This is a genomic window from Bacteroides sp. f07, from assembly GCF_042854785.1.
Lineage (GTDB): Bacteria > Bacteroidota > Bacteroidia > Bacteroidales > Bacteroidaceae > Bacteroides.
This window is the reverse complement of the sequence record NZ_BAABXI010000001.1, coordinates 1,007,895-1,023,832: the sequence shown is the minus strand read 5'-3', so window position 1 is coordinate 1,023,832 and position 15,938 is coordinate 1,007,895. Positions and strand designations below refer to the sequence as shown.

General features: G+C 44.1%; 14 protein-coding genes and 1 pseudogene. 7 read left to right on the top strand and 8 right to left on the bottom strand.

The window, feature by feature from the left end:
* Positions 1–59 precede the first annotated feature (59 nt).
* The gene (locus tag ACGHVY_RS04080) at positions 60–650 is read left to right on the top strand and encodes a DUF4251 domain-containing protein (protein ID WP_308744886.1); all 591 of its coding nucleotides are present in this window, start codon (positions 60–62) and stop codon (positions 648–650) included.
* Positions 651–742: 92 nt separating this feature from the next.
* The gene (locus tag ACGHVY_RS04075) at positions 743–1,402 is read left to right on the top strand and encodes a DNA-binding response regulator (protein ID WP_390597321.1); all 660 of its coding nucleotides are present in this window, start codon (positions 743–745) and stop codon (positions 1,400–1,402) included.
* A gap of 89 nt (positions 1,403–1,491) precedes the next feature.
* Here ACGHVY_RS04075 and mnmA read toward each other — a convergent pair whose 3' ends face one another.
* Positions 1,492–2,559: a tRNA 2-thiouridine(34) synthase MnmA gene (gene mnmA / locus ACGHVY_RS04070; RefSeq protein WP_390597319.1), complete on the bottom strand. Its 1,068-nt coding sequence runs from the start codon at positions 2,557–2,559 to the stop codon at positions 1,492–1,494.
* A 197-nt stretch (positions 2,560–2,756) separates the two neighbouring features.
* Between mnmA and ACGHVY_RS04065 the strand changes: the two genes are divergently transcribed.
* Positions 2,757–4,166 (top strand): S41 family peptidase, encoded by a 1,410-nt coding sequence (locus ACGHVY_RS04065; protein WP_390597318.1) that lies wholly within the window; start codon positions 2,757–2,759, stop codon positions 4,164–4,166.
* A gap of 130 nt (positions 4,167–4,296) precedes the next feature.
* Here ACGHVY_RS04065 and ACGHVY_RS04060 read toward each other — a convergent pair whose 3' ends face one another.
* Both ACGHVY_RS04060 and ACGHVY_RS04055 read right to left on the bottom strand, forming a co-directional pair.
* The gene (locus tag ACGHVY_RS04060) at positions 4,297–5,115 is read right to left on the bottom strand and encodes an alpha/beta hydrolase family protein (RefSeq protein ID WP_308744883.1); all 819 of its coding nucleotides are present in this window, start codon (positions 5,113–5,115) and stop codon (positions 4,297–4,299) included.
* Positions 5,116–5,141: 26 nt separating this feature from the next.
* Positions 5,142–5,210: pseudogene (locus ACGHVY_RS04055) on the bottom strand (DUF2007 domain-containing protein); the annotation flags it as partial.
* Positions 5,211–5,324: 114 nt separating this feature from the next.
* Between ACGHVY_RS04055 and ACGHVY_RS04050 the strand changes: the two are divergent.
* From ACGHVY_RS04050 to ACGHVY_RS04035, 4 genes are all read left to right on the top strand, one after another.
* A complete protein-coding gene (locus ACGHVY_RS04050; protein ID WP_390597317.1) occupies positions 5,325–7,703 on the top strand; it encodes a TonB-dependent receptor domain-containing protein in 2,379 nt (792 codons plus the stop codon).
* Positions 7,704–7,732: 29 nt separating this feature from the next.
* The gene (locus ACGHVY_RS04045) at positions 7,733–8,518 is read left to right on the top strand and encodes a M48 family metallopeptidase (protein WP_308744881.1); all 786 of its coding nucleotides are present in this window, start codon (positions 7,733–7,735) and stop codon (positions 8,516–8,518) included.
* Between the two features lie 188 nt (positions 8,519–8,706).
* Positions 8,707–9,993 (top strand): hemolysin family protein, encoded by a 1,287-nt coding sequence (locus ACGHVY_RS04040; protein ID WP_308744880.1) that lies wholly within the window; start codon positions 8,707–8,709, stop codon positions 9,991–9,993.
* A 54-nt stretch (positions 9,994–10,047) separates the two neighbouring features.
* On the top strand, positions 10,048–10,527 hold the full coding sequence (locus ACGHVY_RS04035) for a copper resistance protein NlpE N-terminal domain-containing protein (protein ID WP_390597315.1): 480 nt from the start codon (positions 10,048–10,050) through the stop codon (positions 10,525–10,527).
* A gap of 154 nt (positions 10,528–10,681) precedes the next feature.
* On the opposite strand, the gene ACGHVY_RS04030 is transcribed toward ACGHVY_RS04035, so the two are convergent.
* From ACGHVY_RS04030 to ACGHVY_RS04010, 5 genes are all read right to left on the bottom strand, one after another.
* The gene (locus tag ACGHVY_RS04030) at positions 10,682–11,902 is read right to left on the bottom strand and encodes a glycoside hydrolase family 88 protein (RefSeq protein ID WP_390597313.1); all 1,221 of its coding nucleotides are present in this window, start codon (positions 11,900–11,902) and stop codon (positions 10,682–10,684) included.
* 27 nt (positions 11,903–11,929) lie between these two features.
* On the bottom strand, positions 11,930–13,582 hold the full coding sequence (locus ACGHVY_RS04025) for a glycoside hydrolase 43 family protein (protein ID WP_390597311.1): 1,653 nt from the start codon (positions 13,580–13,582) through the stop codon (positions 11,930–11,932).
* Between the two features lie 344 nt (positions 13,583–13,926).
* Positions 13,927–14,088 carry a hypothetical protein gene (locus ACGHVY_RS04020; protein WP_390597309.1) on the bottom strand — a complete coding sequence of 54 codons (162 nt, stop codon included), beginning with the start codon at positions 14,086–14,088 and terminating at the stop codon, positions 13,927–13,929.
* Positions 14,069–14,332, bottom strand: coding sequence for a hypothetical protein (locus tag ACGHVY_RS04015; RefSeq protein WP_390597307.1), 264 nt, complete (start codon positions 14,330–14,332; stop codon positions 14,069–14,071). The genes ACGHVY_RS04020 and ACGHVY_RS04015 overlap by 20 nt, the downstream gene beginning before the upstream one ends.
* Before the next feature lie 199 nt (positions 14,333–14,531).
* Entirely contained in the window at positions 14,532–15,935 is a 1,404-nt protein-coding gene (locus tag ACGHVY_RS04010) for an alginate lyase family protein (protein ID WP_308744873.1), read from the bottom strand.
* Positions 15,936–15,938 lie beyond the last annotated feature (3 nt).

Below are 15,938 nucleotides of genomic sequence, written 5' to 3'. Positions count from 1 at the left end.
GCATGGACTTTGTTTTTGCAATAAACGGACAACGTATTAAACCTAAACAAAAAAAAGTTATGAAAAAGTTTATTGCATTATTAGCATTGGTATTAGTAAGTGCAAGCACGATGATGTATGCACAGGAAAGTAACGCAGCAGCACGCCGCGCAGAAAGAAAAGCTCAGAGAGATGCGGAAAGAGCTAAACTCCGTGCCGAAGAACAGGTACAGGACATGGCAGCTTACCAACAGGCCGTACAGGCTTTGAAGAACAAGCAATTTGTATTGGAAGCCAATCAGGTTATCTTCCGCAATGGTATGAGTGCTTTTGTGACTTCAAACACCAACTTCGTTCTGATGAACGGTAACAGAGCCACAGTACAGACTGCTTTCAACACTCCTTATCCCGGCCCTAACGGAATCGGTGGTGTCACAGTAGATGGTAACTCTTCGGACATGAAGATGAATGTCGACAAGAAAGGGAATGTGAACTGCTCATTCAGCGTTCAAGGTATCGGCATCTCCGCCCAGGTATTTATCACCATGAGCGGCGGAGACAACAATGCTTCGGTTACAATCAGCCCCAACTTCAGCAACAATAACCTGACACTGAACGGAAATATCGTTCCGCTCGACCAGTCTAACATCTTCAAAGGACGTTCCTGGTAATCCGGATACAAGAATCTTATCACAACTCCGCTACAAATCGCGCAAAATGCGTACATTTGTAACGGAGTTTTTTATTTATCCATTCTTAAATTATGAGAGAATTCATCATCGCAGACAATCAGGATATCAGCAAGGCAGGTATGATGTTCCTGCTGGGCAAGCAAAAGGATGTGGCCGCTCTTTTAGAAGTAGACAATAAGGCAGAACTGATTCAGCAACTACGATTGTATCCGCAAGCGGTGATTATCCTGGATTATACATTGTTCGACTTTGCCGGAGCGGATGAACTCATCGTCCTGCAAGAAAGATTCAAAGAGGCCGACTGGATTCTATTCTCCGATGAGCTTAGCCTTGGTTTTCTCCGGCAGGTACTATTCAGCAGCATGGCTTTCGGAGTGGTGATGAAAGATAACTCCAAAGAGGAAATCATAACTTCCATTCAATGCGCCACCCGCAAACAACGGTATATATGCAATCATGTCAGTAATCTACTGCTTTCCGGCAATGCTTCTCCGATAGCCGCGCCAGTGATGGACGACCATCTGCTGACGCAAACGGAAAAGAATATCCTAAAAGAAATTGCGTTAGGAAAAACGACCAAGGAGATTGCGGCAGAGAAGAATCTTAGTTTCCACACGATTAATAGCCATCGCAAGAACATCTTTCGCAAGTTGGGGGTGAATAATGTGCATGAAGCTACCAAGTATGCGATGCGGGCGGGAATTGTGGATTTGGCGGAATATTATATTTGAGAGTAATCCCCTTTATTCAATATTCTACGTAACAATAGTACGTGACAATTATCCTGTTCAGCCAATCTTCACCATTCAAAAAGAAATATTTAACAGAAGATTTCCCCGCTTCCCACACAGATTTTCGATTCTTCATCGTAAATAACTCCGAACTGTCCGGGAGCGATGCCCTGTAACTTTTCAGAAGACAAAATACGAAATTGATTCTCTCCTATCGGTATGAGTTTTCCTTTGGTAAATTCCGGAGTATGGCGGATTTTAAAGGTTATATCCAATTCCTTATTCTGCCCTGTCCACGGATTATCCGTAATGAAATGGAAATCGTTGATTCGGAATTCATTGCCATATTGCGTTTCCACGCCATAGCCATGAGATACATAGATAATATTTTCCTGAATATCTTTCTTTATCACAAACCAGGGGCCACCACTCAACCCAAGTCCCTTCCGCTGTCCGATGGTGTGGAACCAATAGCCGCGATGTGTACCCAGTTTCTTGCCGGTTTCAAGTTCAATGATCACCCCTTCCTTTTCTCCAAGGAAACGGCGGACGAAATCATTATAGTTTATCTTTCCGAGAAAGCAAATGCCCTGACTATCTTTCCTCCGGGCACTCGGCAATCCTGCACTCAACGCCATTTCGCGCACTTCATGCTTCATCAGTCCACCAATAGGGAACATCAGTTTGGAGACTTGCAGGTAATCTATTTGTGCAAGAAAATCCGTCTGGTCTTTTATAGGGTCTTTAGCTGTCCCAAGCCAGGTTTTGCCATTACGTTCCAAGGTAGCAGCATAATGACCGGTTGCTGTATAGTCGAAATCCTTTCCGATACGCTGTTCAAAACAACCGAACTTAATGAGTTTGTTGCACATTACATCAGGGTTCGGGGTCAGTCCTTTCTTAATCTTGTCAATAGCGTACGCCGCCACGTTATCCCAATATTCGCGGTGTAAATCCACTACTTCCAAAGCCAGACCGTACTTTCGGGCTGTAGCAGCAGACAATTCAATATCTTCCTCTGCCGAGCAATCCATATACTCCGCCCCGTCCATACCAATCTTGATATAAAAAAGAGTCGGCTTGTATCCCTGTTCGCAAAGGAGATGTACGACAACCGAACTGTCGACACCCCCTGATAATAATGCAGCTATATCCATTAAAATAATTCGTCTATTAATAACTTACTCTATAACAATCAAAGACCTAATAATAGTCAATACCTATTGAAAACTTTAACGATACAAAGATAAGGTGGAATCCTCTAACAGCCAATCACACATTAAAGGCATTTTTATACCATAAATGTGGTAGATAAGCAAAGTATTTCCTACATTTGCACAGTGAAAAGCTTTTTATGATGACAAATTTAAGAAAGATAATCCTTATACCTGCCCTGGTTATCGTATTTATCAGCGGCTTTTTCTCCTGCGGCGTCGACCGTTGGCCGGAGTATGCCCACATGACTGCATTGGATACATGGATGTACGATATCATGCAACAGAACTATCTGTGGTATCAAGACCTACCTTCCTACAATGATGTGAACCTATTCCAGGAGCCTGCCACGTTCCTGTCTAAAGTAAAATCAAAAAACGACAGTTATTCGTTCGTGGATTCCGTGATGGAAACCCCACTGCCCAGTTACGGATTTGACTATTCACTAGTCCGCAACCCGGATATAGACACTGCTTACAATGCACTGATAACCTATGTCATTCCCGGTTCACCGGCTGCCGCCGTACTAAAACGTGGTGACTGGATTGTAAAAGTAGATACATCGTATATCAGCAAAAAATACGAGAGTCAACTACTGCAAGGTACAGAACCGATAGAAGTAACTTTGGGAAAATATCAAAAAGTGCCACCTGCAGAACCACCAGTAGAAGGTGAAGAAGAAGAAGAAATTTACCGGGTTGTGCCGGTAGACGACCCGGTAAAAATAGGGGCAGCCGTATCATTGGTAGACAACCCTATCCACTGCAAGAAAATATTAACGCTGGCTGACGGAAGCGAAGTCGGTTACCTGATGTACAACAACTTTACAGCAGGCACTAAAGATAATCCGGAAAAATACAATACCGAATTACGCGAATGGTCGGATGAACTTGCTCAAAAGAATATCCACCAAGTGATACTTGACCTACGATATAATAAAGGAGGAAGCATTGATTGTACACAACTGTTAAGTACCATGCTTGTGTCTTCTTATTATCTTGACCAAACAATGGCATTCCTGGAATATAATGACAAGAACACGGATAAAGATGCAACTCTGACATTCAATTCGGAACTATTAAATCCCTCCGGCAAAAATCTTGATTTAGTGACTCTTATCGTTCTGATAAGTGGAGATACGGCAGGAGCACCGGAAATGTTGATACACAGTCTGAACGGAAAAATTCAATCTTTAATAGCTATCGGTAGTTCAACTAAGGGGCAAAATGTAGCTACGGAACAATTCATCAATGAAGAGTTTATGTGGTCTGTCAACCCAGCCGTATGTACTATCTATAATTCAGAGCATGATACTTATGGCGGATTCAAACCGACATACGCAGTCAATGCCTCAACCGATTACTTGACTTTCCTGCCGTTCGGTGATGAAAAAGAAACTTTGCTAAGTGTTGCCCTCGGAGTACTAAACAAAACTTATCCACCAAAAGAAGAGGAGGATAAAACAAAAGCACAATTCAAGATAGAGAAGAGTGTCAGCAGTCCGGCAAGCAGAGTGTTTACGGGTGGAACCGGAATAAGAATCAAATAATAAACAGCATACAACAAAAAAGGAGAAAGCTCTCACTTTCTCCTTCTATCGTAGTTTAACCTCAATCTATTTTATGATTGACGTATCCAAAGATACAACATCAAAAAGCCAAAGTCAAGCATTAGCCCCTTTATTTCTTGAAAAACTTATCGAAGAACAGGATTTGGTAATCAATAGAGTTGTTCCAATACTTTCCGGTATGTCCGCCCGGACGGGTAATAAAATCATGATTAATCTTTCTTGCCAACAGACGGTTGTGCAAGTCTTTGTTTACATTCAAGAAGAAATCCGATTCGCCACAGTCGATGATGATTGCCAAATCCCCGTTCTCTATCTTATCAATCTGATTGATAACGGTATGTTCGTCCCATGACTTCTTATTATGTGCAAATTCGCCCAATTGTTTCGCCATCTCCCAGTTTAACGGGAACGGACGAATATCCACTCCACCACTGGTACTTCCACCGGCACCAAACGTATCTTTATGACGGATAGCATTCCACATCGCCCCGTGTCCGCCCATACTCAATCCGGTGATGGCACGTCCTTTCCGGTCGGCAACCGTCTTGTAATGTTCGTCAATATACTTCACCAATTCCGATGAAACAAAAGTTTCGTAACGATAAGACGGATTTTTCGGACTATCCCAATACCAACTGTTCTTTCCGTCCGGACAGACAAAGATGATTCCTTTTTCATCCGCAATCTGCGGAAGATTCGGCTTTACACCAATCCATGTCTTTGCGTTTCCGCCGTAACCATGCAACAGATAAATGACAGGACAAGCCACCGCTTTCTTTCCCAGTGCAGCATCCGGTGTAACGACCACCACCTGCACATCTTTATTCATGGAAGGACTATTTACTAATAAGGTATCTACCCGGGCAGCAAAAGAAGGCGCTGCCAGTAGCAATAATAAAACAGCTAACAGGAAATTTCTCTTTTTCATTATATGTATATAGTTAGATAAAGTTATTCCAACGCTCCCTGAAGGATATGTGCCTTCATCGCATCGTTGCAAGTAATCAATTTTACAGTCTTCACAAGGAATCTGTTTTTATATTTCCCACAAATATAAGATATATTCCTTTTTTATTCACTGAATATATCATTCTTTAATACTTTTTTCGTACTTTCGCGGCACTAAACTGCAATCGCATGAAAAGACTGCTGATATTTCTTTTGTTTTTTAATACATTACTCCCCCTGCTGCAAGCACAACCCGTGCACCAGATAAAGGGAACGGTGATTGACAAGAACAGCCGTCAACCATTGGAGTTCATCAATGTGATGGTCATTGGCCTGAACAAAGGCAGTGTCACCAACGCAGAAGGACATTTCACAATTGAGCAAGTGCCGCCCGGCATCTATCGCCTGCAAGCGACCGCCATCGGATACAAAAGCGTCACCACTCCCGAATACATCCTTTCCACCCGGAACCTGAATATCCCGATTGAGATGGAAGAAAACCTGACCGAACTCGAAGGAGTCACCGTCACTGCATCTCCTTTCCGTCGTGATATGGAAAGTCCCGTCAGCCTGCGTATTATCGGACTACAGGAAATAGAAAAGAGCCCAGGAGCCAACCGTGATATTTCACGTATCGTACAGTCTTATCCCGGGGTTGCCTTCTCACCGATAGGCTACCGGAATGACCTCATCGTGCGTGGCGGCTCTCCTTTCGAAAACCGTTTTTATCTGGACGGAGTAGAAATACCGAATATCAATCATTTCAGCACACAAGGTGCGTCCGGCGGCCCTGTAGGAATCCTCAATGCCGACCTGATACGTGAGGTGAACTTCTATACCGGTGCTTTCCCCACCGACAAAGGAAATGCGCTCAGTTCCGTGCTTGACTTCAAACTGCGTGACGGGGATATGGAACGCAACTCACTGAAAGCAACGCTCGGGGCTTCCGAAGTCTCCCTCGCCTCCAACGGACATCTGGGGAAAAAGACTTCTTATCTGGTATCCGTACGCCAATCCTACTTGCAGTTCCTGTTTGATATGCTCGGTCTTCCTTTCCTGCCGACTTTCACCGATGCCCAATTCAAACTGAAAACCCGTTTCAACGAACAGAACGAACTGACCGTATTGGGACTGGGAGGGATTGACAATATGCGGCTGAATACCAAAGCCGACAGCGAAGACAACGAATATATCCTCGGTTACCTGCCTAAAATCAAACAGGAAACATTTACGCTGGGCGCTGTATATCGTCATTATGCAGGCGCGCATGTACAATCACTGGTTGTCAGCCACAGCTATCTGAACAACCGCAACACGAAATACCGTCAGAACGACGAAAGTGTTCCAGAGAATCTGATGCTCCGTCTTCGTTCTACCGAACAGGAAACCAAATTCCGCTTCGAGAACAAATCTTCTTTCCGCAACTGGAAAATCAACCTCGGAGTGAACCTGGATTACAGTCAATACTCCAATACAACTTTCCAGAAAGTATATACCAATCAGGCACAAACATCCGACTATCACACTTATTTAGGAATCTTGCGCTGGGGGATTTTCGGAACCATCAATTATTCGTCAATGGACGAACGCTTCACAGCCTCTTTAGGATTAAGAGCCGATGCCAACAATTATTCGTCGGCAATGAAGTCGCTTTCCGACCAACTGTCTCCCCGCATATCCCTCTCCTACCAACTGGCCGACCACTGGTTTGTCAGCGGAAATGCAGGACTTTATTACCAGCTTCCCCCTTATACAGCTCTTGGCTTTAAGAACAATAACGGAACGTATGCCAACAAATACAATCTCCGTTACATGAAAGTCAGTCAGGAAAGCCTGGGCATCAGTTGGCGTCAGGGCGATACTTTTGAAGTCTCCGTAGAAGGGTTCTACAAAGACTATGATAAGATTCCGCTCTCTGTTGCAGACGGTATCCCTCTTACCTGTAAAGGAAATGACTATGGAGTAATCGGCAATGAATTGCTGACTTCCACTGCCCAAGGACGCTCTTACGGCGCAGAGGTTTTAGTAAAATGGCTCATTGCCAAGAAGCTGAATCTTGCTTCTTCCTTCACCTTATTTAAAAGTGAATACCGCAACGACAAAGAGAGTGAATACATTGCCTCCGCATGGGACAACCGGTTTATTTTCAATCTGCGCGGGACGTACAATCTCCCCCACCAATGGAGCGTCGGAATGAAAGTCAGTTGTATCGGCGGTGCTCCCTACACACCTTATGATGAAGACAAATCATCTCTTGTGTCTGCGTGGGATGCCCAAGGGAAAGCATACTACGACTATACAAAATACAATAAGGAACGCCTGCCTGCTTTTGTGCAGGCAGACATCCGCATTGATAAGACATTTTATCTGAAACACTGTATGCTGGGTTTCTATATTGACTTGCAAAATATCACAATGAGCAAACTCAAGCAACAGGATGTGCTTATGAGCACGGGAATTATCGAAAACCCGGAAGCTCCCGCCGACAGCCGGCATTACAGAATGAAACGCATTGAACAATCAAGTGGGACATTGCTGCCAACCTTAGGAATTACATTTGAATATTAATTTTATAATTGAACATTAATTAAAAGAGTATGAAAAGACAAATTGCTATGATTGCCCTCGTATTACTGGGCATGGGAATGACAGCTTCCGCACAGTTCGGAAAGAAATTTAATGTAGGGAAAGCCCTGCAAGCAGGAAAAGACGTAGTATCGGCAGTTACATTATCAGACGCCGACATCGCTAACATGAGCAAGGAATACATGGCATGGATGGACACGCACAATCCGCTGACAAAACCTGACACTGAGTACGGCAAACGCCTGGAGAAGCTGACCGGACATATCAAAGAAATGGACGGGCTGAAACTGAACTTCGGTGTTTATGAAGTGGTAGACGTCAATGCCTTTGCCTGTGGCGACGGTAGTGTACGTATCTGCGCCGGACTGATGGATGTTATGACTGACGAAGAAGTGATGGCAGTGGTAGGACATGAAATCGGCCACGTGGTTCACACAGACTCTAAAGACGCAATGAAAAACGCTTATCTCCGCTCGGCAGTGAAGAACGCGGCAGGCGCAGCCAGCGACAAGGTTGCCAAACTGACTGACTCTGAACTGGGAGCTATGGCAGAAGCCCTTGCCGGTGCACAGTATTCACAAAAGCAGGAAAACGAAGCAGACGAGTATGGTGTTGAGTTCTGTGTAAAAAATAATATCGACCCTTACGCCATGGCTAACGCATTGACCAAACTAGCAAAAATGGCCGAAGGAGCTCCGCAATCTTCTTATATGCAGAGAATGTTCTCTTCTCACCCGGATACAGCAAAACGTATCGAACGCGCCAAAGCCAAAGCAGACAGCTACGCTAAGAAATAAGGAGTCTATCTCTTTATCATATAATTAGGAAGGGGAATGCCGAAGTGACCGTACTTCAGCATTCCCTTTTCCACTTCTAATACAAAAAAAGACAACACGATTATTAAATATTCATTAATATATTACATAGATTTGCATAGTGTCGTGATTTCATGTAATTTCGAAGCTATAACCATTTTAATCCATTTATGGAATTTTTTATCATTCTTCTCTTACTCATACTGAATGGCGTATTCGCCATGTATGAAATTGCACTGGTATCTTCCAGCAAAGCACGTCTCGAAACCCTTGTAGCTAAAGGTAACAAATCAGCACGCGGAGTATTAAAACAACTGGAAGAGCCGGAAAAGTTCTTGTCTACTATTCAAATCGGTATTACTCTCATCGGTATTGTATCCGGTGCTTATGGTGGAGTAGCCATCGCCGACGACCTCGTTCCCCTGTTCTCTCTCATTCCGGGAGCAGAAGCGTACGCACGCAACCTGGCCATGATTACCACCGTGGCAGTCATCACTTATCTTTCCCTTATCATCGGAGAGCTGGTTCCCAAATCCATCGCCCTCAGCAATCCTGAAAGATATGCAATCCTATTCAGCCCGATAATGATTCTGCTGACAAAAGTGTCCTATCCTTTTGTCTGGTTGCTCAGTATCTCTACCCGACTGCTGAACAGACTTATCGGCTTGAAAAGTGAAGAACGCCCTATGACGCAGGAAGAGATAAAAATGATTCTCCACCAAAGTTCGGAACAGGGTGTGATTGACAAGGAAGAAACGGAAATGCTACGTGACGTGTTCCGCTTCTCGGACAAACGTGCCAACGAACTGATGACACACCGCAGGGATCTCATCATCCTTCATCCTGACGACACGCAGGAAAAGGTAATGAAGGTCATTGAAGAAGAACATTACAGCAAATATCTGTTGGTAGACGAACGGAGAGACGAGATTATCGGAGTGGTTTCCGTAAAAGATATTATCCTGATGGTAGGCAATCAACAACAGTTCAATCTGCGTGAGATAGCCCGTCCTCCTCTCTTTATTCCAGAAAGTTTGTATGCAAATAAAGTTTTAGAGCTATTCAAGAAGAACAAAAACAAGTTCGGAGTTGTTGTTAACGAGTATGGTAGCACGGAAGGTATTATCACACTGCACGACCTGACCGAAAGTATCTTTGGAGACATCCTCGAAGAGGACGAAACGGAAGAAGAAGAAATCGTCACAAGGCAGGACGGTTCGATGCTGGTGGAAGCCTCAATGAACATTGACGACTTCATGGAAGAAATGGGAATCTTATCCTATGAAGACCTGGAATCGGAAGACTTCACCACTTTAGGCGGACTGGCAATGTTCCTGATAGGCCGCATCCCGAAAGCCGGAGACATCTTTACTTACAAGAACCTGCAGTTCGAAGTAGTAGACATGGACCGGGGACGAGTAGACAAACTGCTGGTCATCAAACGGGATGAAGAATAAGGATAAACCGAGCGGTAGCTCAACTATATTTATATTAACTTAAAGCACTTAACAATGAAAAAAGTAATTATGTTAGCAGCCGTCGTAGCTGCTTTGGCATCTTGCCAATCAAAAGCCAACAAAACTGCAGAGGCAGAAGCAGACAGTCTCGCCATTGCAATGACTCCAATCACTGAAATGACTGAAGTTTATGCCGGTACTCTCCCCGCTGCCGACGGCCCGGGTATCGATTATGTACTGACCCTGAACGCTGCAACTGATGGTATAGACACCACTTATACACTGGATATGACTTACCTCAATGCAGAAGGCCAGGGCAAAAACAAAACCTTCACTTCGAAAGGAAAACAGCAGACTGTACACAAAGTCGTGAACAAGAAACCTGTTACCGCCGTTAAATTAACCCCGAAGAATAGCAATGATGCTCCGATGTATTTCGTGATTGTGAATGATACTACTCTCCGCCTGGTGAACGATAGCTTACAGGAAGCTGTCAGCGACTTGAATTATGACATCATCAAGGTGAAACAATAATAAATAAGCAACCTAACCCTAACCAGTAAAAATGCTCTGCAGAGAATGAATAGTTCTTGCAGAGCATTTCTTTTTCAGACCTTGTCCCGGTCTTTTTGATTCTAATTCTTTTTGATTCTTGTTCTTTCTTATTCTTTCTAGTCCAAGTCCTATTTTATCCAAGTACCGCTTGTCCTTCTTGCAGGCGTTTTAATCTTAGCAATGCTTCGATGTAATAATAGTCCGCATAGATAATGGATGCATCTATTTCCGAATGGGCCGGCCAGTGCCCTACGCTATGCAATAAGAACGAAGGCTTGCTTTTACCACTCTGATAGTTGTCGGTACCTAGACTTGCCAGCATCCCGACAGCCGCATCCTTATAGCGTTTTCCTGTCCCGTTCGGAAGATACGTAGACAATTCGAGCAAAGCGGAAGCAACCACCGAAGCTGCCGAAGCGTCACGGGGAGCATTCGGGATATCCGGGGCGTCGAAATCCCAGTAGGGTACTTTGTCTTCCGGTAGGCGTGCGAGATAGACATCGGTCACTTTCTGCGCGAAGTCGAGATATTTAGGATCTTTCGTTTCACGATAGACTACGGTATATCCATAGATTGCCCATGCCTGACCGCGCGCCCACATCGTACTGTCGGCATATCCCTGATGGGTGACTCCTTTAATCAGATTTCCTGTAATTGTATCATATACAGCTACGTGATACGAGGTGTAATCGGGGCGGAACTGACATTTCATGGTCTTGTCGGCATGAGCTACCGCTACATCATACAGGTAGGGGTTGCCGCCATTCTTTGCCGCCCAGAAAAGCATTTCGAGGTTAATCATGTTGTCCATGATTGTATTGTGCGGCCAGTTGCGGGGTTCCACTTCACGAGGCCATGAAAGGATTGTCCCTACTATCGGATTGAATAGAGTAGCCAGTGTGTCGGCTGTATCCAGGATTACTTGTTTGTACGCCGGATTCTTGGTCAGGCGATAACCGTTCCCATAACTGCAAAAAACGAGGAATCCCAAATCATGGTCGAAAGCCGGAATCTTGGAAAGAAACTCCAGAGAGTTCGTAAACTTCTCCGCTTCTTCCCGAATCTTCTTGTCTCTCGTATATTCGTAATCATACCACAGCACTCCCGGCCAGAAACCGGCACACCATTCTTCTTTCGTAGCTTTACGACAGTTCCAGTGTTGCTCGTCAGCCATGATATTACGCGGCATCATCGTATAGTCAATTCCGGAATCCGTTTTCAGTTCCGCAAGCGTACGTTGTGTCTGTTCTGCACAGTAATCCAATGCCTTATTCACATCCAATGTACCGGAAGGCTGATGAGCACACGTACAGAACCCTAATATCACAGCCAAACCTACTACAATCTTTTTCATCTTAATCTGATATCTTCGTGTTAATTCTTATTTTTTATTTACTCTAAACCAGTCTACGTCTGCCCAACCGCGGTTACCCTCATTAGGAGTCACACAGAATACACCGACTTTGGCTCCTATCCATTTGCCTTGACGGGCGGTGAAGGCGTCCCCCACTGTCGTATATTTCTTTCCGTCCGGACTATAAGCAAACGAACACACAGCGCCTTTACGGACTTTGACCTGCAAGTAAACTGTTTTCCATTCATTATCCGCTACTCCCGGCATCTTGAGATATTCCACCGGAATACGTGCTAATTCTTTTACCTGCTCGGGATTCTGTTGTTCCGCATCTTTGCAGACTGCCTGTTGCAGAATAAACTTATCTCCCGCCTTGCGGATAGAAAGATAACTGTAATCCCATCCCATCACGATAAGTCCGGCTTGTTCGCCATCCTGTTTTGCGGTAAACGTCAGCTTGGTAGTGGCTGTAAACTCTTCCGCAGGAAACTTCTGCATCAACAGGTTCGGTACTTCCCAAAAGTTCACAAACTCTTTTGAAAGGCTGCCCGCATACAGGCGAATATATCCTAGGTCGGTAGTGAATCCGTAAGTATCTTGCTTATTAGCGTGCCATTGCCACTGTAACCCCAAATGCCGGGTAATGAACTCATCACTTTCCGGCGGAGTAGCTACCGGATAAGTCTTTCCTACATTCGGCTTCTTATAAGTAGTCACCGGCTCACCGCAACCGTCTTTGTCTTTATCCACTCCGATTACCGGCCAGTCATTCACCCAGGTCATCGGGTTCAAGTGAATCACACGCCCATAAGCCCCTTTGTCTTGAAAATGAACGAACCAGGATTCACCTGTATGAGTATCTACCCAACCGCCTTGATGAGGGCCGTTTATATTTGTCTTTCCTTGTGCCATCACGATTTTCGATTCGTAAGGGCCATAGATGTTCTTTGAGCGAAGCACCAATTGCCAACCGGTAGCCACCCCACCTGCCGGAGCAAAAATATAATAGTATCCGTTCCGCTTGTAGAGTTTCGGTCCTTCTACGGTATGGTTCTTTCCGTCGTTGCCGTCGAACACCATCACCGGGTCGGAGATAACTTCCGTTCCTTCTGTATTCAGTTCTGAAATCACAAGAATACTATTCACTCCACTACGGCTTCCGGCATAGGCATGTATCAGATATACTTTTCCGTCCTCGTCCCATAAAGGAGTGGCGTCAATCATCCCTTTTCCGGCTTTCACCAATACGGGTTTACTCCATTTTCCTTTCGGGTCTTTCGTCTTTATCATATAAATTCCATAATCCGGATCGCCCCAATAAGTATAAAACTCCCCTTTATGAAAACGGATAGACGGCGCCCATACGCCCTTGCCGTGCTGTGCCTTATCGAAAAATTCTTTCGGTTCCTGCACCGGCAACGCATAGTTCACCAACGACCAATTCACCAAATCATTGGAGTGAAGGATAGGAATTCCGGGAATACAATTAAAACTGGATGCTGTCATATAGAAATCTTCTCCGACCACACATATATCGGGGTCGGAATAATCAGCATGAAGAACCGGGTTCTGATAAGTTCCATTTCCCTTATCAGCCACCCAAGTCTTAGAAATTTCTTGTGCGCCCGCCAATGTGCAGCAAGCCATCATCCCTGCCAAAAACAGAATCTTTTTACGCATATACCTTACAAATCAAGTTCATTCAAAATTCAATCGTTATTCCTAAAAACAGGTTCTTTCTACCTTTATAAAAACTAATCATCCGGAAAACCGAATCTAATATCTTTTCTTTCAAACAATCTATTTACTGACCTATTTGCTTATATATACGAAGGGGATTAGGTAAATACCTAATCCCCTTCACTATTTTTTCTATAATTCTTCTAATCTATCAGTTTTCTCCCTTCAAGTCCGGCTTATTCATTGGCTTACCCAGAAAGATTTCCTGACCATATAACCACTGACTTAATAATATCCTGGATTTTGTGTCATTTCCGGATATTGCATCGAGATTGCTTTAGGAATCACTCCAAACCTTCATTTTGCAAATAGGTATCAAACAATGGGAACAAGCGCATACTGCCCCGAATCAAAGCGTTCGCATCACTTACAAACCTGTCACTTCCGGCATCCCATATCATAACCTTATTATAAAATCCCAGAATATCAGCATAAATCAAGTTCATTCCTGACGGCAAATACAGTAATCTTTTCGGCAGTCACTCCTGTCAAATCGGCTTTCTTCAACACTTCAACAAAGTCACTAGCCTGAGGCACTGTCTCTTCCAAAGTTTCTACCACTTCCGTTATCACTTCCGGTGTTTCTTTGGGTTGTTCTTGTGGTTTCGTCTGTTCATCTTCATTATCGGAGCAGGCAGCCATAAAGCATATCACTACTCCGCACAAATACACTAATAGTTTCTTATTCATAAGATATAAAATTAAGTAAAACACAATGCTTGTTGCAAAACTATATATTTTCTATGAAGATGTATCTTACTTTTTCGGAAACAAGGTTGTTTTCCGGAAAGTAAGATATAATTAATAGCCCTAAAATAAAAAAACGGGAAGATTTTGCTTTGCGCACTCTCCCCGTTTATACTTCATTCGGTACGGAATCTTTTCTTATTTATTCTTTGGCAAACATTAATGTACCGAATCCTAACTGGTCATAGCCACCGCTATTAGGTCCGTAATCACCGGCTCCGCCATCTGAATTTCCGCGACCAGCGTTCTCACGCATCTTATCTACCCACATCTTGGCATAGATACTCGATTTTCCATAATCTTGTGCCAGACGGTTCACTAATTCCCATGCAGGACGCACCTCACCACGGGAATCTTTTCCTTCTCTTCTTTCCTGTGCCGAAATTGTATCCCAGCTACCACTACAATTGGTATAGGTAGTATAAGGCAAGTCATTATCCGTATATCTAAAATCAGTCATCTTCCAGCTAGCGCTTGAGCTACCAGTTTCAGCACCACCGATGTTATATTTAGCCACATACTCACACATAGCTAATGCACGTCCGTCATCGAATATGAAAAGGTCTTCCCCCACATTCTTTGCCATCTGGCAGAAAGCGCCTAACAAGCTGACACACAAAGTGGCATGTCCCTGGTCGCGACCTGATTCCTGACATTGTCCCAACATTTCATTACTATCCGGGTCTAGGTGCGTAAACGGGACACCGTTTCCTATATTTCCCGAACCGATACCAAACTTAAAGTATTGAATGGCTTCATTGATTTTGAAGTTATCGTCTGTCAGGATACCGATAGAAAGCAATGCAGTCATTGCAGACAAATCCCAGTTCAGCCAATAATGAAGTGCACATTCGTTTCCATTGTGTGTGGACAGGAATTTCGTAATATGGGGATAGAACACATCGACTATCCATGATTTGAACTTTGCAAGGTCAGCGTCTTGCCATCCGGAGTAAGAACGCATTATTTCCGCTGCATTTGCTATTTGATGTACTTGTATAAAAATCAAGAACTCGTTCGGGTCTATAAACTCCCCTTTATCGTTCACGATAAAACCGGTACAGGTTTTAGCCCAATCATTCAGAATAGCAATAGCTGCATCGGCATATTGTGTGCCATCCGTCTCCGACAATTTCCATCGAAGAGCCAATTGATAGGCGGCAGCGGCATCTCTCATCAATTTCGTATAATTATTCCAGTCATTAGGATATTTACCAGACCAGTTATTTTGGTCGAGACGCGCCAACAATTTCACAGGAGATGCCTTATAGCCGGATTGCGACAAGTTGTTTCCACCACGAGTTAAATGGTCGAATGCGTTCTTCCAGGGCTGTGCACCGGATAGTACTTTCCCTTTTACAAACTCAAAATCCGTTTCCGTATGGAGCATACAAGGATGCTCCAAGGTCGTAACATAATCCTTTACTTCCGGCCAACTGCTCATATCATTAGAACCGTCTTCTATCTCACTGCAGGCAAAAAGTGCGGTAGAAGTCAGGGCGAAAAGCCCTGCTCCTATTATTGTATGTATTTTCATCTTATTCATGGT